Annotated in this window: 26 protein-coding genes; 14 read left to right on the top strand and 12 right to left on the bottom strand. The window is 67.8% G+C overall.

Going from position 1 to position 25,512, the window contains the following annotated elements; all coding sequences use genetic code 11:
* Positions 1–69 precede the first annotated feature (69 nt).
* The 3 genes from NCO8_RS31000 (at position 70) to NCO8_RS00075 (ending at position 2,749) form a co-directional block, all read left to right on the top strand.
* Positions 70–207 carry a hypothetical protein gene (locus NCO8_RS31000; protein WP_157104722.1) on the top strand — a complete coding sequence of 46 codons (138 nt, stop codon included), beginning with the start codon at positions 70–72 and terminating at the stop codon, positions 205–207.
* Positions 204–1,376 carry a hypothetical protein gene (locus tag NCO8_RS00070; RefSeq protein ID WP_067635320.1) on the top strand — a complete coding sequence of 391 codons (1,173 nt, stop codon included), beginning with the start codon at positions 204–206 and terminating at the stop codon, positions 1,374–1,376. Before NCO8_RS31000 ends, NCO8_RS00070 begins: the two co-directional genes overlap by 4 nt.
* 101 nt (positions 1,377–1,477) lie before the next feature.
* Complete coding sequence (locus tag NCO8_RS00075) at positions 1,478–2,749, top strand: fatty acid desaturase family protein (protein ID WP_084456233.1); 1,272 nt, start codon at positions 1,478–1,480, stop codon at positions 2,747–2,749.
* Here NCO8_RS00075 and NCO8_RS00080 read toward each other — a convergent pair.
* Positions 2,705–3,451, bottom strand: coding sequence for a GTP-binding protein (locus NCO8_RS00080; protein ID WP_067635323.1), 747 nt, complete (start codon positions 3,449–3,451; stop codon positions 2,705–2,707). The genes NCO8_RS00075 and NCO8_RS00080 overlap by 45 nt on opposite strands.
* 122 nt (positions 3,452–3,573) lie before the next feature.
* Between NCO8_RS00080 and NCO8_RS00085 the strand changes: the two genes are divergently transcribed.
* The 6 genes from NCO8_RS00085 to NCO8_RS00110 all read left to right on the top strand — a co-directional run bounded on the left by NCO8_RS00085 (position 3,574) and on the right by NCO8_RS00110 (position 9,087).
* Positions 3,574–4,020, top strand: a complete 447-nt coding sequence (locus NCO8_RS00085; protein WP_370465644.1) for a Zn-ribbon domain-containing OB-fold protein — start codon at positions 3,574–3,576, stop codon at positions 4,018–4,020.
* Positions 4,013–5,215, top strand: a complete 1,203-nt coding sequence (locus tag NCO8_RS00090; RefSeq protein WP_067635329.1) for a lipid-transfer protein — start codon at positions 4,013–4,015, stop codon at positions 5,213–5,215. The genes NCO8_RS00085 and NCO8_RS00090 overlap by 8 nt, the downstream gene beginning before the upstream one ends.
* 161 nt (positions 5,216–5,376) lie before the next feature.
* Positions 5,377–7,206, top strand: coding sequence for a hypothetical protein (locus NCO8_RS00095; RefSeq protein WP_067635331.1), 1,830 nt, complete (start codon positions 5,377–5,379; stop codon positions 7,204–7,206).
* Positions 7,203–7,397: a hypothetical protein gene (locus tag NCO8_RS00100; protein WP_067635333.1), complete on the top strand. Its 195-nt coding sequence runs from the start codon at positions 7,203–7,205 to the stop codon at positions 7,395–7,397. The genes NCO8_RS00095 and NCO8_RS00100 overlap by 4 nt, the downstream gene beginning before the upstream one ends.
* Entirely contained in the window at positions 7,394–7,762 is a 369-nt protein-coding gene (locus tag NCO8_RS00105) for a hypothetical protein (RefSeq protein ID WP_067635335.1), read from the top strand. The genes NCO8_RS00100 and NCO8_RS00105 overlap by 4 nt, the downstream gene beginning before the upstream one ends.
* Positions 7,759–9,087 (top strand): hypothetical protein, encoded by a 1,329-nt coding sequence (locus NCO8_RS00110; protein WP_067635337.1) that lies wholly within the window; start codon positions 7,759–7,761, stop codon positions 9,085–9,087. The genes NCO8_RS00105 and NCO8_RS00110 overlap by 4 nt, the downstream gene beginning before the upstream one ends.
* A 102-nt stretch (positions 9,088–9,189) precedes the next feature.
* Here NCO8_RS00110 and NCO8_RS00115 read toward each other — a convergent pair whose 3' ends face one another.
* Positions 9,190–9,837 carry a TetR/AcrR family transcriptional regulator gene (locus NCO8_RS00115; RefSeq protein ID WP_067635338.1) on the bottom strand — a complete coding sequence of 216 codons (648 nt, stop codon included), beginning with the start codon at positions 9,835–9,837 and terminating at the stop codon, positions 9,190–9,192.
* Positions 9,838–10,039: 202 nt separating this feature from the next.
* Between NCO8_RS00115 and NCO8_RS00120 the strand changes: the two genes are divergently transcribed.
* The 3 genes from NCO8_RS00120 (at position 10,040) to NCO8_RS00130 (ending at position 13,949) form a co-directional block, all read left to right on the top strand.
* Positions 10,040–11,449 (top strand): NAD(P)/FAD-dependent oxidoreductase, encoded by a 1,410-nt coding sequence (locus NCO8_RS00120; RefSeq protein ID WP_245655180.1) that lies wholly within the window; start codon positions 10,040–10,042, stop codon positions 11,447–11,449.
* Positions 11,439–13,214: a hydroxysqualene dehydroxylase gene (locus NCO8_RS00125; protein ID WP_067635339.1), complete on the top strand. Its 1,776-nt coding sequence runs from the start codon at positions 11,439–11,441 to the stop codon at positions 13,212–13,214. Before NCO8_RS00120 ends, NCO8_RS00125 begins: the two co-directional genes overlap by 11 nt.
* A gap of 111 nt (positions 13,215–13,325) precedes the next feature.
* On the top strand, positions 13,326–13,949 hold the full coding sequence (locus tag NCO8_RS00130) for a TetR/AcrR family transcriptional regulator (RefSeq protein ID WP_067635340.1): 624 nt from the start codon (positions 13,326–13,328) through the stop codon (positions 13,947–13,949).
* Between the two features lie 22 nt (positions 13,950–13,971).
* Here the strand turns inward: NCO8_RS00130 and NCO8_RS00135 are convergent, their stop codons facing one another.
* From NCO8_RS00135 to NCO8_RS00145, 3 genes are read right to left on the bottom strand one after another with little or no spacing between them, the layout of a single operon-like run.
* Positions 13,972–15,036 carry a lipocalin-like domain-containing protein gene (locus NCO8_RS00135; protein ID WP_084456274.1) on the bottom strand — a complete coding sequence of 355 codons (1,065 nt, stop codon included), beginning with the start codon at positions 15,034–15,036 and terminating at the stop codon, positions 13,972–13,974.
* Positions 15,037–15,053: 17 nt separating this feature from the next.
* Positions 15,054–16,343 (bottom strand): oxygenase MpaB family protein, encoded by a 1,290-nt coding sequence (locus NCO8_RS00140; protein ID WP_067635517.1) that lies wholly within the window; start codon positions 16,341–16,343, stop codon positions 15,054–15,056.
* A 55-nt stretch (positions 16,344–16,398) separates the two neighbouring features.
* Positions 16,399–17,289, bottom strand: a complete 891-nt coding sequence (locus NCO8_RS00145) for an alpha/beta fold hydrolase (protein WP_067635342.1) — start codon at positions 17,287–17,289, stop codon at positions 16,399–16,401.
* Between the two features lie 54 nt (positions 17,290–17,343).
* On the opposite strand from NCO8_RS00145, the gene NCO8_RS00150 reads away from it, so the two are divergent.
* Entirely contained in the window at positions 17,344–18,129 is a 786-nt protein-coding gene (locus NCO8_RS00150) for an AraC family transcriptional regulator (protein ID WP_067635519.1), read from the top strand.
* Positions 18,130–18,145: 16 nt separating this feature from the next.
* Here NCO8_RS00150 and NCO8_RS00155 read toward each other — a convergent pair whose 3' ends face one another.
* The 4 genes from NCO8_RS00155 to NCO8_RS00170 form a co-directional block, all read right to left on the bottom strand.
* Positions 18,146–19,738, bottom strand: a complete 1,593-nt coding sequence (locus NCO8_RS00155) for an MDR family MFS transporter (RefSeq protein WP_067635344.1) — start codon at positions 19,736–19,738, stop codon at positions 18,146–18,148.
* Positions 19,735–20,376 carry a TetR/AcrR family transcriptional regulator gene (locus NCO8_RS00160; protein ID WP_067635346.1) on the bottom strand — a complete coding sequence of 214 codons (642 nt, stop codon included), beginning with the start codon at positions 20,374–20,376 and terminating at the stop codon, positions 19,735–19,737. Before NCO8_RS00160 ends, NCO8_RS00155 begins: the two co-directional genes overlap by 4 nt.
* 52 nt (positions 20,377–20,428) lie before the next feature.
* The gene (locus NCO8_RS00165) at positions 20,429–20,929 is read right to left on the bottom strand and encodes a pyridoxamine 5'-phosphate oxidase family protein (RefSeq protein WP_067635347.1); all 501 of its coding nucleotides are present in this window, start codon (positions 20,927–20,929) and stop codon (positions 20,429–20,431) included.
* A gap of 74 nt (positions 20,930–21,003) precedes the next feature.
* Positions 21,004–21,615 carry a DUF2637 domain-containing protein gene (locus NCO8_RS00170; RefSeq protein ID WP_157104723.1) on the bottom strand — a complete coding sequence of 204 codons (612 nt, stop codon included), beginning with the start codon at positions 21,613–21,615 and terminating at the stop codon, positions 21,004–21,006.
* Between the two features lie 293 nt (positions 21,616–21,908).
* On the opposite strand from NCO8_RS00170, the gene NCO8_RS00175 reads away from it, so the two are divergent.
* Positions 21,909–22,328, top strand: coding sequence for a hypothetical protein (locus tag NCO8_RS00175; protein WP_157104724.1), 420 nt, complete (start codon positions 21,909–21,911; stop codon positions 22,326–22,328).
* A 52-nt stretch (positions 22,329–22,380) separates the two neighbouring features.
* On the opposite strand, the gene NCO8_RS00180 is transcribed toward NCO8_RS00175, so the two are convergent.
* The 3 genes from NCO8_RS00180 to NCO8_RS00190 form a co-directional block, all read right to left on the bottom strand.
* Positions 22,381–23,643, bottom strand: coding sequence for an acyl-CoA dehydrogenase family protein (locus NCO8_RS00180; RefSeq protein WP_067635352.1), 1,263 nt, complete (start codon positions 23,641–23,643; stop codon positions 22,381–22,383).
* 25 nt (positions 23,644–23,668) lie between these two features.
* Positions 23,669–24,541, bottom strand: a complete 873-nt coding sequence (locus NCO8_RS00185; RefSeq protein ID WP_067635354.1) for an SDR family oxidoreductase — start codon at positions 24,539–24,541, stop codon at positions 23,669–23,671.
* Positions 24,542–24,647: 106 nt separating this feature from the next.
* On the bottom strand, positions 24,648–25,511 hold the full coding sequence (locus tag NCO8_RS00190) for a MaoC/PaaZ C-terminal domain-containing protein (protein WP_067635357.1): 864 nt from the start codon (positions 25,509–25,511) through the stop codon (positions 24,648–24,650).
* Position 25,512 lies beyond the last annotated feature (1 nt).

Raw genomic sequence — 25,512 nt, forward strand, 5'->3', positions numbered from 1 at the left:
CGGTACTCGCTGCTCGACCCTCCGCACAGCCTGCAGAGCCCCGCCGTCGCGGCGGACTACGCTCGACAGATGGCCACGACGGCGCAGTGGAAAGCCCGGCAACCTGCGGTGAAACAGCGCTACCGAGCCGAACTCACCGAGCGGCACTGCGTGGTCGGCCGGATCCTCGTGCACCCGCCCGTGATCCGGGTGGTGGCATCCCGATGACTTCGCCACAGCGGTCATGGGCCGATGGGACCCGGCTCTACGAGTTCGTCGAGAAGTACGCGAGCATGGGCGAGCATCGCGTGGGCACCGACGTGGACCACGACACCAACGCGCTGTTCGCCGATGAGTTGACCCGCCTGGGCGCCGGCATCGAATACCAGCGTTTCGCCTTCGACCGCTACGTTGCGGACACCCAGGTGACCATCGGCGGTGCGCCGGTCGAGTCGGACGCGCTGTACTACCAGAGCGTCGGCACGCTGGAGACCGACTCCCCGTATACGGCCGCCGTGCACGCCACCGACGGCGACCGCACCTCCCACGACCTCGACGCCGCGATCACAGCCGCCGACAACGCGGGTTCGCCCGCCGCGGTGATCGCGACTCTCAATCCGCTGGGTCAGCTCGTGATGCCCAACCGCTATCCCACCGTCGTCGGCCGGATGCCCGTGGTCCTGGTCCCCGGCCGAGTGGCCGACGACCTCGCCTCGAAACCGGTCCACCTGCGCTTCTCCGCCGAGACAATCGCGGGCTCGAGCACGAATGTGATCGCCACCTTCGCCGCCGACAACGCCGACGCCGAGCCCCTCCTGCTGGCGACACCGCTCAGTGGCTGGTTCGGTTGTGCGGCCGAACGCGCCACCGGTATCGCCGTCGCGTTCGCTCTCGCAGAGCGCTTCGCCGGCCGGCACCCGGTGGTCGTCGTCGGAGCGCCGGGACACGAGATCCTGCACCACATCGGTTTGCAGCACTACCTGCGCACCTTCGACATCGATCCCGCGCTGATCGTGCATCTGGGCGCCAATGTCGCACTGGGAGTACGGAAAACACCCGACGCACCGCTCGAACTCGCCCCATCGGTCACCGACCCGCACCACATCCCGGCCGTCGGGCGTTCGCTGTTCGTCAGGATGGACGAAAGCCGTTACGGCCCGGTGGAAAAGGCCCTCGCCACGGCCGGGCTGGCACCGATCCTCAACCCGCCGAAGTGGTTCGGCGAAGGCGAACTGTGGGCCGATGCCAGCCCCGCGCCGCTGATGTCGTTCGTCGGGATCACTCCGGCCTTCCACACCCCGGCCGATACACCGGACAACACCACCTCACCCGAAGCGCTTGCCACCGTCGCCCGAGCCGTCGGCACGGCCGTCGAAAACTACCTCGACCAGAGCTGATTCCGAAACAACCAGGCGCCGCCGAACAGCCGGCGCCGGCGGACGCCTGCTGTCGGATCCTCGGCCACGGCGTAGAATCACGGTACGACCAGCGAGGAATCATGGCCATCACCGAAGTCGCGGTCTACGCGCGCCTGAGCAAGGCCGATGTCGAAGCCCTCGGCGAGGAACTCGACATGATCCGAAGCGACATCGAGGAACGGCGCGGCACCACCGACGCCGACTACATCCGGCGCACGATCGCCTTCCAGCGCATCCTCGACGCGAGTGCGCGACTGCTCCTGGCGGGCGCCGGCTCACGACTGGGCTGGGTCGTCGGCACCTCGGCGCTGGCCGCGGCCAAGAGCATCGAGAACATGGAGATCGGCCACAATGTGTCGCACGGCCAATGGGATTGGATGAACGATCCCGAAATCCACTCCCGCACCTGGGAATGGGACATGGCCGCAGTGTCGTCGCAATGGCGCTACTCGCACAACTACCGCCATCACATGTTCACCAATGTGGTCGGCATGGACGACGACGTCGGATTCGGTGTCATCCGGGTGACCAGGGACCAGCGATGGCGACCACGCCTGCTTTTGCAACCGCTGCAAAATCTGCTCCTGGCAGCGACATTCGAATGGGGCATCGCCCTGCACGGGCTGTATTCCGAACGCGACCGCGCCGCGACCGACGCCGAGAAGACCGCGCACACTCGGGCACTGGTCCGCAAGATCGGCAGGCAGACGGCCAAGGACTACCTGTTCTTCCCGATCCTCAGCAGACGGCGCTGGCGCCGCACGCTGACCGCGGGCATCACCGCCAACGCGCTGCGCAACCTCTGGGCCTACGTCGTGATCTTCTGCGGCCACTTCCCCGACGGCGCCGAGAAGTTCACCCCGGAGGCGATCGAGCACGAAACCCACGGCGAGTGGTACCTGCGCCAGATGCTCGGCAGCGCCAACTTCGACGCGGGCCCGATCCTGGCCTTCCTCAGCGGCCACCTCTCACACCAGATCGAGCACCACCTCTTCCCCGACCTCCCGAGCAACCGCTACGCCGAGATCGCGGTCCGGGTCCGCGCGATCTGCGACAAATACGACCTGCCCTACACCACCGGTCCGCTGCCCCGGCAGTACCTGCTCACCCTGCGCACGATCAACAAACTCGCCCTCCCCGACTCCTTCCTGCTGGCAACCACCGACGACGCGCCCGAAACCGCCTCCGAACGCAAGTTCGCCACCGCGGTCCCCGCCGAGCCGGGAACGATCCGGCGTGGCCTGCGCACCGCACTGCGCGAAGCGAGCGCTCGACGGCGGGACGGCCTCCGACGTCGGCCACGCCGTTCAGTAGTCGAGGACGTGTTCGGGCTGGCAGACATACATGGGTGACGGCAGGTAGCGGACGACGGCGTCCAGGAGCGCGGCGATGTCGTCGCTGGCGCGGGGTGCGTCGCACAGGATGGGAACGACGTCGCCGTTCCGGGTGCGCCGCCGGATGCGGTTGTGCAGGTCCGCGAGGGTGAGGAAGTCCGACACCGCGGGGTCCGATTCGGTGAGCGTCTCGACGAGCGCGCGGCACCAGCGCCCGGCTGACTCCCGATGGTGTCCGACAGTCCCGAACACCGCGGCCGAGACCAGATCGATGACACCGTCGAAGCCGCCTCCAGCGCCGAACGGGACCTGTAGTGCCAGCGGCGCTGCCCCGCGAGTGTCGGCGATCGTACGAACGCAGCGGTCGAAGTCGGCGGCGGGTCGGTCGAGTCCGATGACCAGGCACAGGCGGGCGACCTGATGGTCGTCGGCGACTCGCAACATCGTTTCCAGCCGTGGAGTGCTGTGCGCGGCGGCGCTCACGACCACGACGAGCCCGTCGGCTACGCGGATGGAGCGTTCCAGGTCGGCGATGAGCGCCTCGTTCGACGGCGCGGTGATGCGGATCGTGTGCTCGACACCGTCCGTCGACCAGCGGACGGTGTTCTCCGTGTCGCCGAAGCACCGGCGCAGGCGATGGGTCAGGCGGGTGGCCCCGGCGGGATCCCCGACGATCGTGACGTTGCGGATCGACTGCGGGTCAATAGCTTTGGTGCCCATCGCGTTGCGGTACTCCAGATCGACGTCATCGCATCCTCGACGCGCTCACCGTACCTCCGCCCGAGCGGCGCCGGATCGGAATTCCGCCCCAAAATAGAACGTGTTCCTATACCGTCGGCCACGTGCAGAAAGAACAACGCCCCGCCGTGGCTGACTGGTTCACTGCGGACGACGGCCAGGTACGCCTCAAAGGCACCCGCTGCAACGACTGCGGCACGCCGTACTTCCCGAAGAACACGCTCGCCTGCCGCAATCCGCAGTGCACAGGTGCCCACGACGGCTCCGAGCTCGTCGAGTATCTGTTCTCCACGCGCGGGCGGATCTGGTCGTACGCCGACGCTCGGTACAAACCGCCCGCGCCCTACGTCTCGGCCGATCCGTTCGTGCCCTACGTCGTCGCGGCGGTGGAGCTCGAGGTCGAGCAGATGGTGATTCTCGGGCAGGTCGAGCGCGGTCTCACCGTGGACGACCTGGCCGTCGGCATGCCGGTCGAATTGACCGTCGGCACGCTGTACGAGGACGACGACGCCGAGCACACGGTGTGGATGTGGAGGCCGGTCAATGACTGACACCAACGATCGCGACATCGCCGTCCTCGGCGCGGGCATGCACCCGTGGGGCAAGTGGGGCCGCAATTTCGTCGAATACGGTCTGGTGGCGGCGCGTGCGGCGCTGGCCGATGCCGGGTTGGACCACCGCGACGTCGGCTACATCGCCGGCGCCGACACCATCCGCAACGGTTACCCCGGCTTCGTCTCGGGCGCGACGTTCGCGCAGGCGCTCGGTTGGTCGGGTGCGCAGATCTCGAGCAGCTACGCCGCGTGCGCCTCGGGTGCGCAGGCCATCGCCAACGCGCGTGCGCAGATCCTGGCCGGACTGTGTGAGGTCGCGCTGGTAGTCGGCGCGGACACCACCCCGAAGGGGTTCTTCCAGCCGGTCGGTGGCGAGCGCCGCGACGACCCGGACTGGTTGCGCTTCCATCTGCTCGGTGCCACCAACCCCATCTATTTCGCGCTGTACGCCCGCCGCCGGATGGCCTTGCATGGTGCCACCCTCGACGACTTCGCCGCCGTCAAGGTGAAGAACTCCAGGCACGGCCTGAACAACCCGAACGCCCGCTACCGCAAGGAGGTCTCGGTCGAGGAGATCTCGGCCTCGGCGATCGTGTCGGACCCGCTGCGGTTGCTCGACATCTGCGCGACCAGCGACGGCGGCGCCGCGCTGGTACTCACATCGATGGACTACGCCCGTCGCCACGGCATCACCGATCCGGTGCGCATCTCCGCGCTGTCGACGGTCACGCCGACCTTCCCCAAGACCGTGCTCGATCTGCCGGACTTCTCGACGGATTCGGCCGTTGCCGTCGAGCCGCCCTCGCGCACCTTCCGGTCGGCCATCGCGCACGCCGCCTACGAGGAGGCCGGGATCGGTCCCGAAGACCTGTCCCTCGCGGAGGTCTACGACTTGTCCACCGCGCTGGAACTGGACTGGTACGAGGACATCGGACTCTGCGAGACCGGCGAAGCGGAGACCCTACTACGCAGCGGCGCAACGACATTGGGCGGACGGGTACCGGTGAATCCCAGCGGAGGCCTGGCCTGCTTCGGCGAAGCCATCCCCGCTCAGGCCATCGCCCAGATCTGCGAACTCACCTGGCAGCTGCGCGGTCAGGCCGAGGGCCGCCAGGTGGACAACGCCCGCGCGGGCATCGCGGTGAACCAGGGCCTCTTCGGCCACGGATCGGCGATCATCGCCACGCGCTGACCCACGGCGTCGTTCCCCGCGCGCAGGATCGGATCCGCGACCTGCGCGCGTGGGGTATCGGCACCGCGCGGATTTCGGGATACTGTTCGGTACCCCATCGACCGGGCGCTTCGACACATCGGAGGACTGCCGTGTCCACAGCGATATCCGCTCCGTCGACGATGCCGGTCGCGCAGGGCACCGAAGGCGGTGGCGCCGCCCTCGATCAGGTCGCGCTCATGACCGGTGCGGCCGCGGTGATCGGCGCGGTGCTGCTGTGGGTGGCGTACCTGCACCGGACCCGGCGCATCACCTGGCTGCAACGGCTGGCGGACTTCAGCGGTCGCATCATGAACCGGCCGGGCTGGGTGGCGCTCCCGATCGCGATGTTCCTCGCGACCATCCTGACGGCGTTTCTCGGCTTCATCTGGGATGTGAGCCTGCACGTCGGCAAGGGCCGCGACGCCGGACCACTGGCGAACCCGGCGCACTACTTCATCCTGGTCGGCCTGTTCTTCCTCTTCATGGCGGGCATGCTTGCCGTCATCCTGCCGCTCGACGAGAAGCCGGGCCGGGCCGCGGTGAAGATCACCCGCGACTGGTACGCGCCCGTGGGCGGCATCCTGATCGCCGGTGCCGGTTTGTACGCGCTGATCGGTTTTCCGCTCGACGACATCTGGCATCGGCTGTTCGGCCAGGATGTGACGCTCTGGGGGCCGACCCACCTGATGCTCATCGGTGGTGCGGGTCTGTCGCTGGTCGGCGTGCTGCTGCTCGAACTCGAAGGCCGATACAACCGGCCCGACCCCGCGCGCATCGACGGCCGGGTGTTGTGGGCGGTTCAGGCGTTCGCTTTCGGCGGCCTGGTGATCGGGCTGTCGGTGTTCGGCGTCGAATTCGACTTCGGTGTGCAGCAGTTCCGGCTGGTGCTGCAACCGATGTTGATCGTCTTCGCCGCGACGATCGCCCTGATCTCGGCGCGCCTCACGCTCGGCCCGCTCAGCACGTTGCTGCTCGTGGCCTTCGCCTTCGGCGTGCGCTGGGTCGTGGCGGTCCTGGTCGGCACCGGATTCGAGGCGCCGCGCAATGTGTTTCCGCTCTACCTCGGTGCCGCGGTCGTGGTCGAACTGCTCGCCCTCCTGCCGTTGATCCGGCGACCGCTCTGGTGGGGCGCGCTGACCGGGCTCGCGGTGGCGACCGTGGGCATCTGGCTGGAATCGCTGTGGATCGAGCGGATGTTCGTCAATCCGTGGGTCGCCGGGATGTGGCCCGAACTGCTGGCGATGGCGGTGCCGGTCGGTGTGGCGGGCGGTGTGATCGGCGCGATGCTCGGCACCGTCTTACGCGGCGAGCCACTGCCCAGGCCCGCGGTACGGCGCGGACTGGTGGTCGCCGCGGTGGTGATCGCCGCCGCGGCCACCACGAACGGATTGATCATCCGGGTACCGGAGAACGCGTCGGCGACGGTCGTGCTCACCGACGCCGAGCCCGTGCGGGGCGGGCGGATGGTCACCGCCGACATCCGGCTCTCCCCCACCGATCTGATCGGAGCCGATCCGGAATGGGTGGAGATCCTGGCGTGGCAAGGCGGTACCGGTGACGACAGTCCCGGCCACGGCCTGGTCGTGGACAAACTGCGTCGCGTCGCCGACGACCACTTCGTCTCCACCCGCCCGGTGCCCGTGCACGGCACCTGGAAAACAGTGCTGCGCCTGCAGGACGGGCGCATGCAATCCGCGCTGCCTCTCTTCATGCCGCTCGATCCCGGCATCGGCGCCGCGGAGGTGGCCGCGCCCGCGAGCTTCACACGGCCGTTCGTCGAGGAGATCTCGGTGCTGCAGCGTGAGCGGTCCTTCGACCATCCGTCCTGGTTGATCGGCCTCGCCGGCCTGGTTGTGCTGGCGTGCAGCCTGGCCTTGATCGCGGCGATGGCGTGGGGCGCCGCGCGTGTCAACGACCGCTACCTGGCGGCGGGCAGCACACCGGATCAGAAGGCAACGGTCGACGCGTGATTCGCGAGGAGAACGTCGACATTCTCGCCGACCACTCCCTTCTGCTGGCGATTCCGGCCTTCCTGCCCGCAGTCGCGTTGGTCGGGCTGGTGTTGTTCATCGCGATGCGCGATCGGCGCGCGGAGAAGCGCGAAAACGAGGGCGCCGAAACCGAATCCGCGCGGACCGACCGCAGTGAGGAGAATCCGTGAGCACTCGTCGACTCCGGCTCGGTCTTGTGACGGTCTGCGCGGGTGCACTGCTGACGAGCTGCTCGTCAGGCGAGCCGACCGTCGAGCCGGTGGAAACAGCACACACCATCGACATCCGGATAGCCGACGGTGAAGTGTCTCCGGTCAATACGCGCACCGAAGCCGAGGTCGGGCAACGCATCGTGTTGCGGGTCGACAGTGATGCCACCGACGAACTGCACGTCCATTCCGCTCCCGCGCACACCTTTCCCGTCGCCGCGGCCGCCGGCCAAGAGTTCGAATTCACGGTGGCGGTTCCGGGCCAGGTGGACATCGAACTCCACCACCTCGGACGGACGGTGACGACGCTGCTGGTCCGGCGGTGAGCCCCCTCGCCCACGGCCTCAACGGCGCCGCCGACCTGCCGATTCCGCTCAGCTACGCCTTGGTCGGTGCGGCGTGGGCGCTGACCTTCTCGTTCGCGCTGCTGTTCGTGGCCTGGCGTCAGCCGCGACTCGACCCGCAGTCGCCGGGATTGCCGCTGCCCACGCCGGTGCGCCGGCTGATCGACGCGCCCGTGGCTCGCGGCGTAGCTTCCACGGTCAGCGTTGTGTTCACCGCGTGCGTGCTCGTCATCGCGGTGTTCGGTTCCTCCGATCCGGCCCTGAATCCGGTTCCCGGAGTGCTGTATATCGGCGTCTGGGTCGGGGTGATGGTGGCGTCGCTGCTGATCGGACCGGTCTGGAAGGTCATCTCCCCGGTCAGAGCGATCCACCGATTCGGGTGTGCACTGCTGCGGCGCACGCCGGAACACGGAGTTCTCCGTTATCGCGAGGAATGGGGCCACCTCCCCGCCGCTGTCGGCCTGTTCTCCTTCGTGTGGCTGGAATTGGCTTGGCGCACACCAGGTTCGGTGAGCTCGGTGCTGACCTGGTTGATCGGCTATCTGGTCGTCACCTCGATCGGCCTCGTACTGTTCGGCACCGTGTGGGCCGAGCGAGCCGACCCGCTCGAGGTGTACAGCACGCTGCTGGCGCACCTGAGTCCGTTCGGCCGCGACCACGCGGGACAACCGGTACTGCGGATGCCGCTGAACAATCTCGCGGGGACCCCCGGGCTCGCCGGATCGGTCGCGGTCGCCGCGACATTGCTCGGATCCACCGCCTTCGACAGCTTCTCCACGTTCCCGTGGTGGCGCGACCTGGTCGACGACCTGGCTCCGGTCGTCGACGTGACGCTGGTGCGCACGACCGGACTACTGGTCTTCATCGGGGTCGTGGGCGGACTGTTCTCCCTCGCCGCGCGCGCCACCGGCGGTGTCTCCCCCGCCGATCGCGCGCTGCTCCCCCGACGACTGGCGCTCAGCCTCACCCCCATCGTCGCGGGCTACCTGATCGCCCACTACCTCACGTTTCTCGTCGAGAAGGGGCAGGCGACGGTGCTGCTGTTCGCGGACCCGCTCGACCGCGGCTGGAACCTCGCGGGCCTGGCCGATCGAGACGTGGCCTACGTGCTGTCGAGCCATCCGGGTGTGCTCGCCACCTGCAAGGTGCTCGCGGTGCTGACCGGCCATGTCCTCGGCGTCGCCGCCGCACACGACCGCTGTCTGGCCCTTCTCCCGCCTCGTCACCGGTTGACCGGCCAGCTGGCCTTGATGCTGACCATGGTCGCCTTCACTTTCACCGGGCTGTACCTGCTGTTCGGGGGATAGTAGTCGTTCGACTACGACGACCGCTGGTAGCTACGCCTTGTGTGCCAAGGGCATTCGAACCTGGCAGCTTTCGCCTGTGCGGACACGATCACGCCGGCGGGGTCAGGCGGTCGTCTGTGCGTCGCCGTAGACGACGAGCCAGATGGCGCGGCCGAGCGATGCGGCCAGCTCCTCGTCGGTGATGCCCGTTTCCGAAGCGAAAGCGACCGTTAGTGTCCGTTCGACCATCGAGGTGAGAACCAGGGCGGTCGACTGCGGGTCGAGTCGGGGCGCTACGCGGCCTGCCGCGCGCTCGGTGTCGAGGCGGGTACACACCAGTTCGGCGAAGCCGGCAACCCTCGTCCGCCAGTAGCGCGCCACCGCGCGGTCGTAGGCCGACACCTCGCTCAGGGCGAGCAGCAGGTAGCGGTGTGCACGGAAGCCGCTGATCATCGCGGCGATCGCCGCGACGACACCGGCCTGCTCGTCGGTGTGTTCTGCGCGCCACCACGTTTCGGCGGCCGCGAAGAGGTCGGCGGTGGCCAGTTCGGCCATCCGGACCAGCAGGCTGCTCTTGTCCGGAAAGTAGCGGTAGAAGGTCGACCGGGCCGCGCCGGACGCGGCCGCGATCCGCTGCACGGCGAGCTCGGTGTACGGCGTGCCGTCGCCGAGCAGGTCCTCCACCGCGCTCAGTACCCGGCGCTCGAACTCCACCCGCCGGTCGTCGGAGGATTTGCGGGCCGATCGCGGAATGCGCGTCAGCGAGGGCATCGGCGCCCTGGATCCCGCTCGGCGCCGCGCTCGTGTGCTGAAGGCATGCCCTCATTGTGCCTGCCGCGCCGCGTATGTCGCTCTCGGGAGCGGTACACCTCCGGCAAACATGTTGTGACCGTGCGGTATTGACTCGAGGTGTGACGCACCTCATCATTTTATCGGACACACTGTCCGAGACTCGATGACCGAGGCGGCTCACATGACCCCTTCCCCCGTCCCCAGCATCGAGTCCGCCGATGTCGTCGTGGTCGGTGCGCGCTGCGCCGGCTCCGCGACAGCGCTGACCTTGGCCGCGGCCGGTCGCCGAGTGATCATCCTGGATTCCGCTCCCCTGCCCTCGGATACGTTGTCCACCCACCTGCTCTGGCCCGCGGGCATGGCCGAACTCCAGCGACTGGGCGTCCTTCCCGAGGTGGCCGCACTCGGCGCGCCCCAGCTGACCCACGCCTATGCCGAAGGCGCGGGATTCGGTATCGGGTCGGCGTTCCAGCCGGTCGACGGTATCGACTACGCGATGTGCGTGCGGCGGACCGGACTCGACGGAGTGCTCGTGCGGGCGGTGATCGCGGCGGGCGCGGACGTGCGGCCGAGATGCCGGGTGCAGTCAGTGGTCTTCGACGGAACCCGCTGTGCCGGTGTGCGATACAGCGATAGCGCCGGCGCCGTCACCGAGATCAGGGCGGCGCTGGTAGTCGGTGCGGACGGGCGGCGCAGCACCGTCGCCCGCGCGGTCGGCGCGGAGGAGCCGTTCCTGACGGTACCCAGCGGCCGTGACTGCTATTTCGCCTATTGGCGTGACTCGCCCGATGCCGCACGCCACATCGCCGCGCAGTGGCGGGTCGGGGCGGATCTGGGCACCGCGTTCCCCTGTGACGACGGTCTGGTACTGAGCCTGGTGCAACCGCCACGAGTCGAGGGCAGGCTCGGTTCGGGCGTGGCCGAGCACCGCTATTCCTCGGCGGTTCAACGGATTCCGGGTCTGGTCGACCGGCTACGCGGTTGCGAACGAGTCGGGCGCGTCCGGTCGGCCGTCGGCATCGCCTCGTACTTCCGTCGTTCCGCGGGCCCCGGCTGGGCGCTGCCCGGCGACGCGGGCCATTTCAAGGATCCCGTCACCGCGCAGGGCATCCGTGACGCACTGCACTACGGCCGGCGGCTGGCCGAAGCCGTCACCGATGTCCTCGACGACCCGGCCGATCTGGATGCGGCGCTGGCACAGTGGGAGCGCACGCGGGTGATCGAGTGCCGCGACATCTTCCACTGGACCAACCGGCTCGCCCGCGGCGAGGCCATGCGGCCCTTGGAGATCGAGCTCTACCGCAGCGCCGAGGTGGATGCCGAGCTGGCCGAGATCACCACCGGCATCTTCTCGCGCACGCGCAAACCCGCCGATCTCTACACCCCGGCTCGCGCGTTGCGGCTCGGCTGGGACGCGCTGCGCCATCAACGCGATCAGGTGCCCGCCGTCCTCGCCGACATGGCGCGCGAGATCCGCGACGCGGTCGCCGAACGACAGCTGACGCGAACCACGTTGCGCGGCACTCCCCCTCGGGTGCCGACGCCCACCCTGCTCACCTCTGCGACACCCGGAGCTCAGCATGTCCGATAGCCCGTTCACCTGCACCCGCCGCACAGCCCTGCGAGCCGGGCTGGCCGTCGGTGCCGCGCTGGCCGTCCCGGCACCCACGGTGGGCGCCGCCCCCGGCCCACGCTCGCCGCTGCTGCGAACGACGGGCAGAACCGTCGCGATCTTCGGTGGCGGGATGGCGGGCCTGAGCGCGGCGCACGAACTGGCCGAACGCGGCTACGACGTGACCGTCTACGAACCCGCTCATCTCGGCGGCAAAGCCCGCAGCCTCGGCGTTCCCGGCACGGCCGGCCCGGGCAGGCAGGATCTGCCCGGCGAGCACGGCTTCCGCTTCTTTCCCGGCTGTTACCGCAATGTCCCCGACACGATGAGCCGAATCCCGTTCCCGGGCAACCCGAACGGCGTGCTCGACAACCTCGTGCGGGTCGAGGGCACGGTCGCCGGTTTCGAGAACACCGCGCCGATCTTCCTTCCTGTCGAACCGGGCGGCCTCACCCAGCTGACCCCGCAGGTGATCCAGAACAGCATCATCGGTTCGCTGCGGTTCATCCCCGACCTGCCCGCCCACGAACTGGCCTTCTTCGCCAAACAGATGGCCATGTGGTTCACCTCGAGCACGGAACGTCGCTTCGGGCAGTGGGAGTACGTCACCTGGGAACAGATCATGCGGGCCGAGGGCAAGTCGCCTGCCTATCGCAAGTACCTGGTCAGCGCGCTGACCCGGATCACCGTGGCCGCCAAACCGCAGACCAGTTCGGCGCGCACGATCGGCACCATCGGCGAGGCACTCGTCCTGGCAGGCACGGGGCTCGTTCCGGAGTTCTCCGGCGGGGTGGACCGCATCCTCAACCGGCCGACCAACGCCGCGTGGATCGATCCGTGGGTGGCGTATCTGCGTTCCCTCGGCGTCCGGTTCGTCCTGGGCCGGGCCGTGACCGCGTTGCGGCTGGCCGGCGGCCGGATCGAGTCGGCCACGGTGACCGGTGGCGGGGGCACGACCACGGTGACCGCGGATCACTACATCTGCGCCGTTCCCGTCGACCGGGTGGTCGATCTGCTGAGCCCGGCGATCCTCGACGCCGACCCACGTTTGGCGGGGATGCGCGAGCTGGTCACGGACTGGATGGTCGGCATCCAGTACTTCCTGCGCCGCCCCACGGACATCCCCGAGGGCCACATCGCCGCACTCGGGTCGCCATGGGCGATCACCGCACTACGCCAGGCACCGATGTGGGTGGGAGATTTCGCCGCGACCTACGGCGACGGCTCCGTCGTGGAATGCCTGTCGGTCGACATCTCCGACTGGGACACCCCCGGGATCCTCTACGGACGCACCGCCAAGGAGTGCAGTGCCGAGGAGATCGCGGCGGAGGTGTGGGCACAGCTCACGACCTGGCTCAACACCGGCACCGGCTGGTTGCGCGACGAGGACATCCACTCCTGGCACCTCGATCCCGGCATCACCTGGTCCGGGAACGGCATTCACAACGAGACCCCGCTCTTGGTCAATACGGTCGGGTCCTACGACAACCGGCCCGACGCGCACTGCGCGATTCCGAATCTCTATTTCGGCGGCGACCACATCCGCAGCCATATCGACCTGGCGACGATGGAGGGGGCCAACGAATCCGGGCGCGCCGCAGCCAATGCGGTCCTCGACTCGGCCGACGATCCGGGCAACCGGGCGACCCGCTTCCCGCTGGTCGGCCTGCCCGTCTTCGCCGGTGCCAAAGCCGTCGACGCCGACCGCTTCCGAGCCGGACTGCCGCACCTGCTCGACAGCTGATTCGGTCAGCGCGCCCGCACCATCGGCACGTGGCAGGCCGGCTCCGTGAAACACTGTCCGGTGACCGCGGACCGCACGGTAGACCGCCCGCGATGCCGAGAGGAGACGGCCATGACCGACGAGCCCGGGAATTCCCGACCGCCGGCGCCGGTGTCCAAACGCAAAGCGGCGGCCCGGGGAGCGGCCCGCAGGCTCGGTGTCGAGGACTGGACGAACGCGGCACTGCGGGTGTTGCTGCGCGACGGCGTCGGAGCCGTCACCATCGCCAAGGTCTGCGAGGAACTCGGGGTCACCAAAGGCAGCTTCTACTGGCACTTCGACGGCATCGACCAGCTGCTCGAGACCACAGCGCAATTCTGGTGCGCCGATCACAACGACGCCGCCCGCGGCTTCCACGACCTCGACGAACTGCCCGTCGAGCAACGCCTGGAACGCATGGGCGCGTTGCTCACCGAGGAGCGGGTCTGGCAGATCGAGCTCGCGGTCCGCGACTGGGCACGCACCAACGCGAAGGTGGCCGAGGCGGTGAAGGCACTGGATCAGCGGATCTTCCACACCCTGTCCAAAGCCCTGATCGAGCTGGGGTTCTCGCCCGAACAGTCGGAGATGCGGGCCGGGCTGATGTGCTTCGCCGGCATCGGTTTCGTGCACGGCAATCAGAACCTGCCGGTGCCCACCGCGGCTCAGCGTCGGGAGTTCTTCCGGTTCATCACCAGTGCCGGGCCGCGGTGCTGATCCCGTATTTCCGCGGCGGCGCTCAGGTCAGTGCGACCAGTTCGTGCAGCGTCGTTCCGTCCCGCTGTGCGGTGCCGTTGCCGGTGTGCACGCTCAGCTCGAAGGTCGACTCGAACCGGAAGTAGCCCGGGTGCCCCACGAGCCGGTGTACGAGCGGCTTGACCAGTGGTGAACGCACGACCGGCAGATCGTCGAGCAGATCGTGGGCGTGGATGACCCGGGTGATGTCCAGGCGCAGTTCGAGTCGCCCGGGCACCCGCAGTTCGACCCATTCGGGGTAGGTGCGGCCCGCGGTGGCGTCGAAACGGGCGGGGCCCTCGGTGAGTACTGTCTCGCCGGTGGACAGCACGATGTCGGTGTGGTTGGCCAGCATCAGCGGGTTGATCTCATGGCCGCCCTTGCGCTGCTGGGTGAGCACCGAGGCGAACAGCAGCGAGTAGTCCTCCACGTACAACCGGCCCCAGTGCCAGCGCTCGATGATCTTCTTCATGTCACCGACGCCCCAGTTGTGGTCGTGGTAGCCACGTCCGGTGACCTCGTGCCGCACGCCGTCGAGCTCGATGGTCCCGGTCACTCGCGCGCGGGGCGCGGCGACCATCCAGCCGAAGGAATCCCGACCGCCGAAACGGGTTTCGCCCTTGCCGGGCATCCAGCCGGGGACCTCGTTGTGGAACCGCAGGTCGAAGACCAAGCCGTCCTCCGCCATCCGAAGATGGTGGGTGGGCAGACCGTCGTCGTGCGATTCGGTGCGGGCGGTGTTGTCACCGATACGTACATCGCAGGCATCCGGTGAGAACGCGGCCGCCGAGTGCGGATACCGCCGCGACACCTGGCGGCGGGTGCCGTCGGGCGCGTAGACGATCATCTCCACCCAGGGTCGCGACAGCGGCAGGTCCTCGGGGCGACGTTTGATCAGGAAGCCGATCACCACGTGGCCGGTGTCGAGGTGCGCGTCGAAATACCAGTGTTCGAAGGCGAGCCTGCTCGCGGCGGGATGAAAAGCGTTGTGGTGCGGCTCGATCGGCGTCAGCTCGCCGTCGCCGCGGCCGGGCCCGTTCCATACTTCGACGATGTCGGTGGCAGTCATGGTCGCTTTCCGTCCGTTCATCGGCGCAGGGCTCCGCCTGCGTCGAAGGCCGCTTCGCGCCCCCGCATCTGCGCCCGGTACCAGTTCTCGCGATGGGCGAGCATGAGTTTCTCGTGTGCCCGCGCGAACGGCGGGCAGAACCGGCGCACGAGTTCCGTCACGGTGATCAGCGGGAAGCGCACGATCGGGACGAGGATCCACGGGAACGCCGGTGGCATGGTGTAGTGCCGGCGCGTACCGGGGGCCATGTACATCGCGGCGTACACCGAGTTGATCCGGAAGTTGTACATCTCGCGCAGCCGGGTCAGGCCGCGGTGACCGTCGCGGGGCGCGAACGCCGCCGGGTACGACTCGATCAGTTCGGTCCCGTGCTGTCCGGCGTCGTAGGACCGCGACGCGATGGTCATCGCCAGCACGCGCAGTGCGTCGAGAACCGTGTCGGGGTACCAGCGCAGCCGGACCCCGAGCAGGTGGCCCATGTACTTCTGGAAGTGCAGCAGCGCACGGATTTCCGACGGTGTCGTCTGATAGCCCAGCGCCCACAGACCGAGCCCGGGCGTCACGCTGCCCGCCAGCAGGGTGAGCATCTGGTAGGTCTGGCTGATCGGCAGCCCCCACCGTTCGATGTCCCACTCGGGATGACCGGCGACCTTCGCACGCACCGACACGTGCATGACCCGCACCTTCAGCGCGGTGGCCCGACCCGTCGAACCGGCGGTGAGCAGCGCGCCGCGCTCGGAGACGTCCATCCAGAACCGGCAGGTCTCGAGGAACCGGCGCAGCGCGCTGTCGCCCGCGTACCCACCGGCCAGCGACAGTGGCGTGGCGACCGCTGCCTCGGTGTACATCTCGAGTGTCTCGGCCCCGGCGAAACTGAACAGCATGGTGCCCCAGCGCCGCCAGATCGCGGCGCCCTGCTCGACGAGTTCGGGCACCACCCAGTCGGGCACCGTCTCGAACTCGGCGAACAGTTCACGCATCGATTCCGGTGCCTCCGGGACCGCGTCGATGCCCTCGCGCAGGGCCTGCTCCAGCATCCGGCGCCCGGCTTTCGGCCCGATCTCGCCGTGCATCACCTCCGCGACGAACCGCTCGGCCACCGGGTCACCGGCGAACAGGTCTTCGCACAGGGCGATCGCCTGCTCGTCGGTCGGGAACAGCCGCTGCCTGGTGACGGCCGTGAAGACGCGTTCGAGGCGCCGCACCCGCAGTGTGTCGCGCACCTCCCAATAGCGAAACGCACTGGGGCACTTCACCGCTGCCCCGGCATGAAGGTATTCGACCTGACCTTCGACGGATTCGGCCACACCGGGCCTCCTGACGTGAGCATCCACCCGCTGACTGCGATCGCAGTCGACCATACTATGTCGAATAGTCTTCCGTACCTGAAAGTATGGAACTGTCGCCTTCGACGGGGCGGCGCAACCATGCCTCCAATGCCTCGGTGACTTCGGCGGGACGCTGTTCCATGATGAAATGTCCGCCGGCGATCCGGACGAGAGTCGCGTGCGGGATGTGTGCGGCGAGGTCTTCGGCATAGCGAAACGGGATCGCCGGGTCCTTGTCGCCCCAGATCACTGCGGTGGGGCAGCGGATGGCGCCCAGTCCGGCCGCGAGTTCCGGGCGCACCCGGACGCTGTAGCCCGCCCAGAAATGGGCGTACCAGCGGCGTCCTTCGCGGGTGTTCAGGAAATCGAGGTAACCAGACAGGCGTTGGGTGTCGAACGAGCCGTTGCGGACGAACTGTGCCAATCCCAGGCGGTGGACGAGTCCGATCGTTCGTGCCGTGAGGAGCGGGCGCAGCAGCGGGCGTCGCGCCGCGGCGGAGAACAGCCCGAACAGTTGGTAGTACGGCGTGGTGAAGGTGCGGTGAGCCCGGGAATTGAGGATCGCGAAACGCTGGACCCGGTCGGGGTACCGCTGCACGAACCCGAGTCCGAGGAAACCGCCGTAGTCGTGACAGGCCAGATCGACGCGGTCCAGGCCGAGCGCGTCGAACAGTCGCGCGATCCGGTCGACCTCGGTGTCGTAGTCGCAGCTCAACCGCAGGTCACGAGCCGAAGCACCCCAGCCTTGCCAGTCGGGGGCGATCACCCGGCGCGATCGGGACAGCGGCCCGATCTGATGCCGCCACGCGGCGTGGCTCTCCGGCCAGCCGTGCAGCAGAACCAGCGGATCACCCTGTCCCACATCGGCATAGGCCAGGCGCGCGCCGTCGACGCCGACCTCGTTCAGTTCGAAGGTTGTCGTCATCTCTGCTCCACATCTCGCACGGTGGTGACGATCGGTGGATGTATGGTCGCGTGCATGGCGTTGCCCGCACTTCCAGAAACGTGCGCTACCGAGCCGGCGGCCGCCACCGCACCGGCACGGCTGTGGCTGCGTCTCGGACACGCGGTCTATATCGGACCCGGTATGGCGCTGGGACCGCATTCCACCGCCGTGGCGAGTCTCGGTGTGGGTTTGGACGGGCCGTTCCGGGTCCGCGCCGCGGGCGTTCCCGATGTCACCGCGCGCAGCTTCCTGTTCCGCGCCCGAGTCACCCACCACATTCTCGACACGGACGGGCGACGACTGTTCTGCTTCTTCGACCCGACCTCGTCCCGGATGACCCGTTGTCTCGGCGGAATGTCGCGCGACATCGGCGGTTTCAGCGCCGATCAGCGCAACGAAGCCGCCCTGATCGACCTGGGCAACTCCCCCGACCCCGATATCGACCGAGTACTCGATCTGGCCAGCGTCCCGGTGCCGACCATCGGCGACCCACGCATCGCCGCCGTGGCCGCGCAGATCCGCGCCGACCCGACCCAGCAGCAACGCGCGGCCGAAAAGGCCATGGCCGCAGGCCTTTCCACCTCGTACTTCCTGCGCACCTTCGCCGAGCAGACCGGCACGAGTTTCCGCCGCTATGTCCAGTGGGCGCGAATGCTGCGAGTGGCGAAGGCTTTCACCGAGGGCCACGACCTGACCCGCGCCGCCACCGACGCGGGTTTCGCCTCACCCTCGCACCTCAGTGACACCTTCCGGGCCATGTTCGGCATGACTCCCACCGCCTTCACCGCCCTCGGCGCCGAACTGCACATCGACGACTGAGGCGCGGCCCGGACGCTCAGCCCTCCTTGACCAGGTCCGGCTCCTCCTCGGCCATCACGGCTTCGCCGCGCGCGACCATGCCTGCCTCGTCGGACAGCGTCAGGTGCGGGATGAACAACGCGAGCGCGAAGGCGAGGATCGCACCGGGGATCAGGTACCAGAAGCCGGGGACCAGCGCGTCGACGTAGGCGCCGACGATCGCGTCGTGCAGCTTGTCCGGCAGGTTCTTGACCACCGAGGGGATCAGCGCGCTCGGGTCGATGTTCGCCGCCGCCGCTTCCTGCCAGTTCGCCTGGAACGCACCGGTGAGATTCTCGGTCAACCGGCCGGTGAAGATGGAACCGAAGATCGCGATGCCGAGCGCGCCACCCATCTCACGGAAGTAGTTGTTGGCACTGGTCGCCGTGCCGATCTGGTCGGGGGCCACCGCGTTCTGCACCACGAGCACGATGATCTGCATGATCAGGCCGAGGCCCGCGCCCATGACGAAGAGCATGGCCGAGACCACCCACATCGAGGTGTTCGCGTCCAGCCGGGTCAGCCACAGCATGTCGATGGCGATGAGGGCGGCGCCGATGGGCGGATACACCCGGTAGCGACCGGTCTTGGTGATCACGTTCATCGAGGTGATGAGCGTGAGCATCATGCCGATCATCATCGGGATCAGCAGCAGACCCGATACCGAGGCAGAAGTACCGCTGGCCATCTGCAGGTAGGTGGGGATGAAACCGATCGCCGCGAACATCACCAGGCCGACCAGGAATCCGATCACCGAGGTGAGCACGAAGGTGCGGTTGCGGAACAGCCACAGCGGCAGCATGGGTTCCTCGGCACGCGACTCGACGAAGACGAACGCCGCGACCACGACGACGAACGCCGCGATCATCGACAGCATCACCGTCGAACTCCACTCGTACTGCTTGCCGCCCCAGTCGGTGATCAGGATCAGCAAGGTGGTCGCGGCCGACATGAGCACGATGCCCAGGTAGTCGGGCCGGAACTTGGGTCGATGGCTGGGGATGCTCAGGTAGCGGAAGGCGATGAACAGCGCGGCGATGCCGATCGGCAAATTGATCCAGAAGCACCAGCGCCAGTCGAGGTGGTCGGCGAACAGACCGCCGAGCAGCGGCCCGGCGACCGAGGTGATGCCGAAGACAGCGCCCATCGGCGCCATGTACTTGCCGCGGTCCTTGGCAGGCACCACGTCGGCGATGATGGCCTGCGCCAGGATCATCAGACCGCCGCCACCGACACCCTGCAGGCCGCGGAAGGCGATGAACTCCCAGAATCCCGTCGACGCGGCGGCACCGACGGAGGCGGCGGTGAAGACGGTGATCGCGAACAGGAACAGCCAGCGCCTGCCGAACATGTCGCCGAGTTTTCCGTAGATCGGCATCACGATGGTGGTGGCGAGCAGATACGAGGTGGCGGTCCAGGCCATGTGGGAGACCCCACCGAGTTCGCCGACGATGGTCGGCATCGCGGTGCCGACGATCATCTGGTCGAGGCTGGCCAGGAACATGCCAGCGATCAGCGCGGAGAAGATCAGCCAGATCCGCTTCTGCGTGAGGACGATCGGGGTCGGCGGCGAGTCGGCCGTCGTGGTCATCGGTGCGTCTCCCTTGTCGTGCCGTCCGGCCGGTCGAACAGCCGGGCGGCCATGGCGCAGTGCTCGTGCAGCGCTGCGGCGAGCGACCCGTTCGGATCGGCGGCCAGCGACATCGCCGCCCGCGTGGTGATGGTCGTCATGATTCCCGCGGTGAGCGAGGCGAATTCGGGCTCGACCTCGGCACCGAGCCGCGCCGAGAGGAGTTCGGCGGTGGCGGCTTCCAAACGGGCGCCGGAGGCGATGAAGGCGGCGAGCACTCTCGGCTCGGCGGTGATCAGCTCGGTGACCAGCGAGATACCTTCGCGCACTTCGTTTTCGGGCTGTAATCCGGCGGCGTGCAGCCAGGTGAGGTCCTCGATGAGCACCCCGGTCGGACCGCCGGCGACGAACTCCTGCCGCGCTTCGGGCGTGCCGATGTCGCCGATCGGGCCGACCACCGCGTCGAGCTTGGTGTCGTAGTAGTTGAAGAAGGTGCGCGGCGAGACGCCGACCGCCTTGGCGATGTCGTCGACATTGGTCGCGTCCAGCCCGTGCTCGACCGCCAATCGCCGTGCGGCAAGGCACAGTTCGATCAGGGTCCGCTGCTTCTTCTGTTCACGCAGACCGATCGAGGGCTGCTTGGCCGGCTCGGAAGACATGCCGCCAAGTTAGCACAAACTGCAATTTTTCAGAAACTGCAACTACATGAGCTCAGGCCTCGGCGGTACGACCCGACAGCGGCATCGCGGGCAGGCCGAGCTTGCGGTGGTCCCAGGACCTGACCCTGGTCTGGTCGACCCGGATCACGATGCGCTTGTTCATCATCTGCTCGACGAACGGATGGACCTCGGGGCTGTACGGACCGACGTAGCGTTCGTAGATGTCGACGGCGGCCCGCCAGTACTCCTCGTCCTGTGTGTCCTCGATCAGGTGGGCGGTGCCCTCGATCGACACGCCACGCAGCTGGTCGTAGGTGTCGCCCGCTTCGGCCATGCAGGCGATGGTCGGGTCGCGGCGCAGGTTCACCGCCTTCTGCGATTTCGACTTGGTCTCGAAGTAGACGACACCGTCGATGTGGCCGAACCACATGGCGGTGAGGTGCGGTTTTCCCGACCGGTCGAGAGTGGCCAGCGTGAGCACCCTCGTGCTGTCGAGAAACTCCGCGATTTCCAGCGCATTCATCCGCACCACGGCTCGCTGATCGATCCCCACTACTGGCCACCTTCCGGTCCTGGTCACTTTCCGCCGACCCTACTCAGCCGAGCAGCGCACCGCGGTCGCTCTGCCTACGTGCGGGTTTTCGGGGTCGCGGGTGGGGTCCGTGCCTCGTTGCGGTGCTGGTCCCACCAGGAGGCGCTTTCCTGCTGGGCGGTCTCCTGGTCCTTGGACGGTGCCGGTGTACTCGGTATGCCGAGGACTCTGAGCCGCCAGTCGTCCTGCGGGATGGCGGCCACGATGCGCACGGGCACGACGGCCGTGAGCAGCAAGCAGTTTCCGACGCAGACCATCAGACAGATCGGGGGAACCGAGACCACGATCGCCGTCGCGAGGGTCCCCATCTGGATCGGATCGCGCGAGATGGACACGACGTTGCCGCAGATGCTGGCCGCCACGGTGACGAGGAGCAGCAACTCGTAGAACCGGACGAGGGACGTGGCCTTCTCGTCACGGATGCCGACCAGCGTGATGAAAGTGCAAGCGACCAGCGCGACCGTCAGACCGACGACGAGCGGCCACAACCACGTCAGGTGTTCCGGAACCCCTGCCACCGCCGCGAGAGTCGAGGTGAAGGTGAAGGAGGCGATCGCCGCGGCGACAACCAGTACCGCCCCTAAACCGACCAGTAGCTTCGGCACCGTCACTGGAACAGGACGAGGGAAACGGTCCGAGTGGTCCATCGGGCTCCATTCTACGGGCTTTTGGCCGCCAAATACGCAGGCACTCAACAGAGTACGGGCACGCGGCGGGCCGCGCCGCGAGCGGACCGAGCGGACACCGTAAAGTCCCGTCACACACGATTCGCAACAGTATTTCGGCGCGCGGCACCGGCTCCGGCGATCGGCGCGAAGCGAGGGTCAAGCCGTGGGTTTTCGGGGTACCGGCCCTGGGAGAATTGTGGAACTCTTCCGCTTCACGCGGTCCCGATCGAACACCGGGACCGACTACACCGATGCGAAGGACCACCGAACCCATGCGAATCGCAGGACTGACCGCCCTCGCGGCGGGCGCACTGATCCTCCCGGCCACCTTGGCTCCCGCGGCCTCGGCGGAGGTGGAGGACATCACCATCTACGCCTGGGGCAACAGCGAAATGCCCGTCGCCTGTGACTATGTGGGTGCCAACTGCACGGTCATGGCCCGGATGTTCGGCGCCGACTACGCACTGCCCGCCACCGTCACGATCAACGGCAGCGAGCTCACCTCACCCGAGCGCCTCGACTACCCGGACCGGCAGCGCAGCGCGATCCGCGGCACCTGGCGCCCGCCGGCCAAGGGCACGTACACGATCGTGGCGACCCAGGGCTCCTCCACCAAGACCCTCGTCGTCGAGGTCACCGGTGATCCCCAGCTGGGCAGCGGCTCGGCGGGGCTGCCCAGCGGTTCCAGCTGACCGATCAGCCGACTCGCTGACCGCCCGACGCCGCGGTCAGCGAGCGCATGGCTCACTGCGCGAGCAAGCCCTTGGCGACGTGGGTCACCTGGATCTCGTTGCTACCCGCGTAGATCATCAACGACTTCGCGTCACGGGCCAACTGCTCGACCCGGTACTCGGCCATGTAACCGTTGCCGCCGAACAACTGCACCGCTTCCATCGCGACATCGGTGGCGGCCCTGGTGGAATACAGCTTCATCGCCGAGGCCTGCGCCAGCGTCGGCATCTTGCCCGCCGCCGAGCTCTCCAACGCCCGGAACACCATGTTCTCGACGTTCAAACGCGCGATCTCCATTTCGGCCAGCTTCAACTGGACCAGCTGGAAGCGGCCGATCTCCTGCCCCCACAGCTTGCGCGACTTGGCGTATTCGATGCACAGCCGGTGGCATTCGTTGATGATGCCCATCGACAAGATCGCGCAGCCGACCCGTTCGACGATGAAACTGGCGCGCGCGCTTTCCCGGCCGTCACCGCCCTGGTGATCCTCGGTCTCACCGAGCAGCCGGTCCTTGCTCAGCCGCACATTGTCGAAGAACAACTCACCGGTGGGCGAGGAATGCATGCCCATCTTCTTGAACGGTTTGCCCTGAGTGAACCCCTCCATGCCCTTGTCCAGCACGAAGGTGAGCACCTTGCGGTCGCGCTTGTCGCCGCCGTCGCCTTCGTCGAGCTTGGCGTAGACGACCACGGTGTCGGCGAACGGGCCGTTGGTGATGAACGTCTTCTGCCCGTTGAGGATGTAGTCCTCACCATCGCGGCGGACGTAGGTTTTCATGCCGCCGAACGCGTCGGAACCGGAGTCGGGCTCGGTGATCGCCCACGCCGCGACCTTCTTCAGGGTGACGATGTCTTTGAGCCACCGCTGCTTCTGCGCGAGCGTGCCGCGTGCGGCGATGGTCGCCGCCCCGAGCCCGAGGCTGACACCGACCGCCGCGACGCTACCCAGGGTGACGCCGGTCAGTTCGCTGACGAGTACCGCGGCCATACTGCCCTGCGCCGCAAGCGGGTTCGACGCGGCCTTCTTGTCCGGCTTCTCCGGCGCGGGCTCACCCGCCGCGATCCGGTCGGCCCTGGCCTGTTCCTTCGCCAGCATCTTGTCGACAGCCTCACCGGCCATCACATCGAGCCCGAACTGGCTGAACAGTGTGCGCATGATGTCGTACGGCGGCAGCTCGCCGTGTTCGAGTTCGTCGATGTGGGGACGAACTTCCTTGTCGATGAACGCGCGCACGGATTCGCGGATCATCTCGTCGGTCTCGGACCATTCGAACATCGTTGTTCACTCCAGGATTCGTGGTTCAGGGCAGTCGGGCGGCGATGTCGTCGATCGACCATGCCTCGTCGGTCTCGATGGTCTTGACGTCGTGCCAGCCGGCGAGTTCGCTGATCGCGCCGCCTTGCACCGCGAACACCTTGCCGGTGATCGGGCACTTCTCGCCTGCCAGGTAGGCGACCAGCGGTGAGATGTTGGCCGGGCTGAAAGCGTCGAAGCTGCCCTCGGCTTCGGCCTCGGCCGCCATCAGCGCGCCCATTCCCGGGGTGGCCAGGGTCAGGCGGGTGCGGGCGATCGGGGCGATCGCGTTGGCCCGCACGCCGTAGCGCTCGAGCTCGTCGGCAGCGACCAGGGTCAGCGCCGCGATCGCGGCCTTGGCGGAACCGTAATTTGCCTGGCCCGCGTTGGGCACGGTCACGCCCGACGCCGAGGCGGTGTTGATGATCGCCGCGTTGGGTCGACGGCCTGCCTTGGCCTCGGCCTTCCAGTACGCCGAGGCGTGGTGGATGACCGCGAAATGACCCTTGAGATGCACCGCGACCACGGCGTCCCAGTCCGACTCCGAAAGGCTGGGGATGAAGCCGTCTCGCAGAATGCCGGCGTTGTTGACGACCACGTCGAGACCACCGAATGCCGAGATCGCTTGCGCGACCAGGGCTTCAGCTCCGGCCCAGGTGGCGACGTCATCGGTGTTGGCCGCCGCCCGGCCGCCCGCGGCGACGATCTCGTTCGCCACTTCCTGCGCCGGGCCCACATCGACACCGTCACCGCTGTTGCTGCCGCCCCGGTCGTTGACGACGACCGCGGCACCCTCGCGGGCGAACAGCAGCGCGTGCTCACGTCCGATACCGCGACCGGCACCGGTGATCACCGCGACCCGTCCTTCCAGGGCACCCATGCCTACTCCTTCGTTCACAGTCTTGGTCGGTCGCCACGGATGTGGGTCCGACAGCCGGTCGGAGACCTGCCCGCGCACGAGGATTCGGCGCGGGCGGGTCGTGGGGTCAGTCCGTGATTTCGGCGATGCCGTTGCTCAGCACCACATCGGTCCCTCGCACGGTCTCGAACGCGTACGTTGTGACACCGTTGTCGGTGCCCGCGTTCCAGATTCGCGTCTCGAGGTCGTCACCGGGGAAGACGAACTTGGAGAAACGCACGGCCAAGCGCTTCACCCGCGAAACATCGGAATCGGCGACTTCGGCGAGGACGCCCCACCCGGCCATCGCCATCGTGCACAGACCGTGCGCGATGATGCCGGGCAGACCGGCGTCCTTGGCGACTTCCTCGTCCAGATGCAGCGGTACCGGGTCACCCGAGGCGGGCGCGTACCGGAACGTCTGGTCGTCGTCCACATGGTGGGCGGTCTTCGCCTGCGGCGAGGACTGTTTGAGCTCGGTATAGGGCTCGATCACCGGGATCGCCTCGCCGACTCTGTCGCCGGCGTCCACCCCGCGGAAGAACCCGGACAGGTACTGCTCGTTGACCAGGTCACCGCTCACCTCGTCCTTGCAGGTGAGGTGGATGTAGACCAGCGAGCCGGTGGACTTGGTCTCCCAGCCGATCACCCGCCCGCGCGAGACCAGTTGGTCACCGGGCTTGATCGGGCGGTGGAAGTGGAAGTCCTGCTCGCCATGGGTGATCCGGCCGAAGATGTCCATCGGCACCACGTCGACGGCGGGTGCCATCAGCGCGTCGAAGGCCGGGACGATGGCGAACACCGGCGAGCCCACGTCACCGCGGCGATGCGCGGGGATCGGGTCGTTGGTCGCGGCCGCGTACTCGGCCAGCCGCTCCCTGGTGACCTCGAACCGCACTTCGTCCGACCACAGGTTCAGACCGTCGCGGTCGAACTCGAAGACGTCGCCCATG

It is taken from the genome of Nocardia coubleae NBRC 108252 (assembly GCF_001612805.1).
Lineage (GTDB): Bacteria > Actinomycetota > Actinomycetes > Mycobacteriales > Mycobacteriaceae > Nocardia > Nocardia coubleae.

Bases quoted from the DNA above. Each gene is read 5' to 3' on its own strand.
- NCO8_RS31000 (WP_157104722.1), top strand. From the start codon at position 70: ATGGCCACGACGGCGCAGTGGAAAGCCCGGCAACCTGCGGTGAAACAG.
- NCO8_RS00070 (WP_067635320.1), top strand. From the start codon at position 204: ATGACTTCGCCACAGCGGTCATGGGCCGATGGGACCCGGCTCTACGAG.
- NCO8_RS00075 (WP_084456233.1), top strand. From the start codon at position 1,478: ATGGCCATCACCGAAGTCGCGGTCTACGCGCGCCTGAGCAAGGCCGAT.
- NCO8_RS00080 (WP_067635323.1), bottom strand. From the start codon at position 3,451: ATGGGCACCAAAGCTATTGACCCGCAGTCGATCCGCAACGTCACGATC.
- NCO8_RS00090 (WP_067635329.1), top strand. From the start codon at position 4,013: ATGACTGACACCAACGATCGCGACATCGCCGTCCTCGGCGCGGGCATG.
- NCO8_RS00095 (WP_067635331.1), top strand. From the start codon at position 5,377: ATGCCGGTCGCGCAGGGCACCGAAGGCGGTGGCGCCGCCCTCGATCAG.
- NCO8_RS00115 (WP_067635338.1), bottom strand. From the start codon at position 9,837: ATGCCCTCGCTGACGCGCATTCCGCGATCGGCCCGCAAATCCTCCGAC.
- NCO8_RS00120 (WP_245655180.1), top strand. From the start codon at position 10,040: ATGACCCCTTCCCCCGTCCCCAGCATCGAGTCCGCCGATGTCGTCGTG.
- NCO8_RS00125 (WP_067635339.1), top strand. From the start codon at position 11,439: ATGTCCGATAGCCCGTTCACCTGCACCCGCCGCACAGCCCTGCGAGCC.
- NCO8_RS00130 (WP_067635340.1), top strand. From the start codon at position 13,326: ATGACCGACGAGCCCGGGAATTCCCGACCGCCGGCGCCGGTGTCCAAA.
- NCO8_RS00135 (WP_084456274.1), bottom strand. From the start codon at position 15,036: ATGACTGCCACCGACATCGTCGAAGTATGGAACGGGCCCGGCCGCGGC.
- NCO8_RS00145 (WP_067635342.1), bottom strand. From the start codon at position 17,289: ATGACGACAACCTTCGAACTGAACGAGGTCGGCGTCGACGGCGCGCGC.
- NCO8_RS00150 (WP_067635519.1), top strand. From the start codon at position 17,344: ATGGCGTTGCCCGCACTTCCAGAAACGTGCGCTACCGAGCCGGCGGCC.
- NCO8_RS00155 (WP_067635344.1), bottom strand. From the start codon at position 19,738: ATGACCACGACGGCCGACTCGCCGCCGACCCCGATCGTCCTCACGCAG.
- NCO8_RS00160 (WP_067635346.1), bottom strand. From the start codon at position 20,376: ATGTCTTCCGAGCCGGCCAAGCAGCCCTCGATCGGTCTGCGTGAACAG.
- NCO8_RS00170 (WP_157104723.1), bottom strand. From the start codon at position 21,615: ATGGACCACTCGGACCGTTTCCCTCGTCCTGTTCCAGTGACGGTGCCG.
- NCO8_RS00175 (WP_157104724.1), top strand. From the start codon at position 21,909: ATGCGAATCGCAGGACTGACCGCCCTCGCGGCGGGCGCACTGATCCTC.
- NCO8_RS00180 (WP_067635352.1), bottom strand. From the start codon at position 23,643: ATGTTCGAATGGTCCGAGACCGACGAGATGATCCGCGAATCCGTGCGC.
- NCO8_RS00185 (WP_067635354.1), bottom strand. From the start codon at position 24,541: ATGGGTGCCCTGGAAGGACGGGTCGCGGTGATCACCGGTGCCGGTCGC.
- NCO8_RS00190 (WP_067635357.1), bottom strand. From the start codon at position 25,511: ATGGGCGACGTCTTCGAGTTCGACCGCGACGGTCTGAACCTGTGGTCG.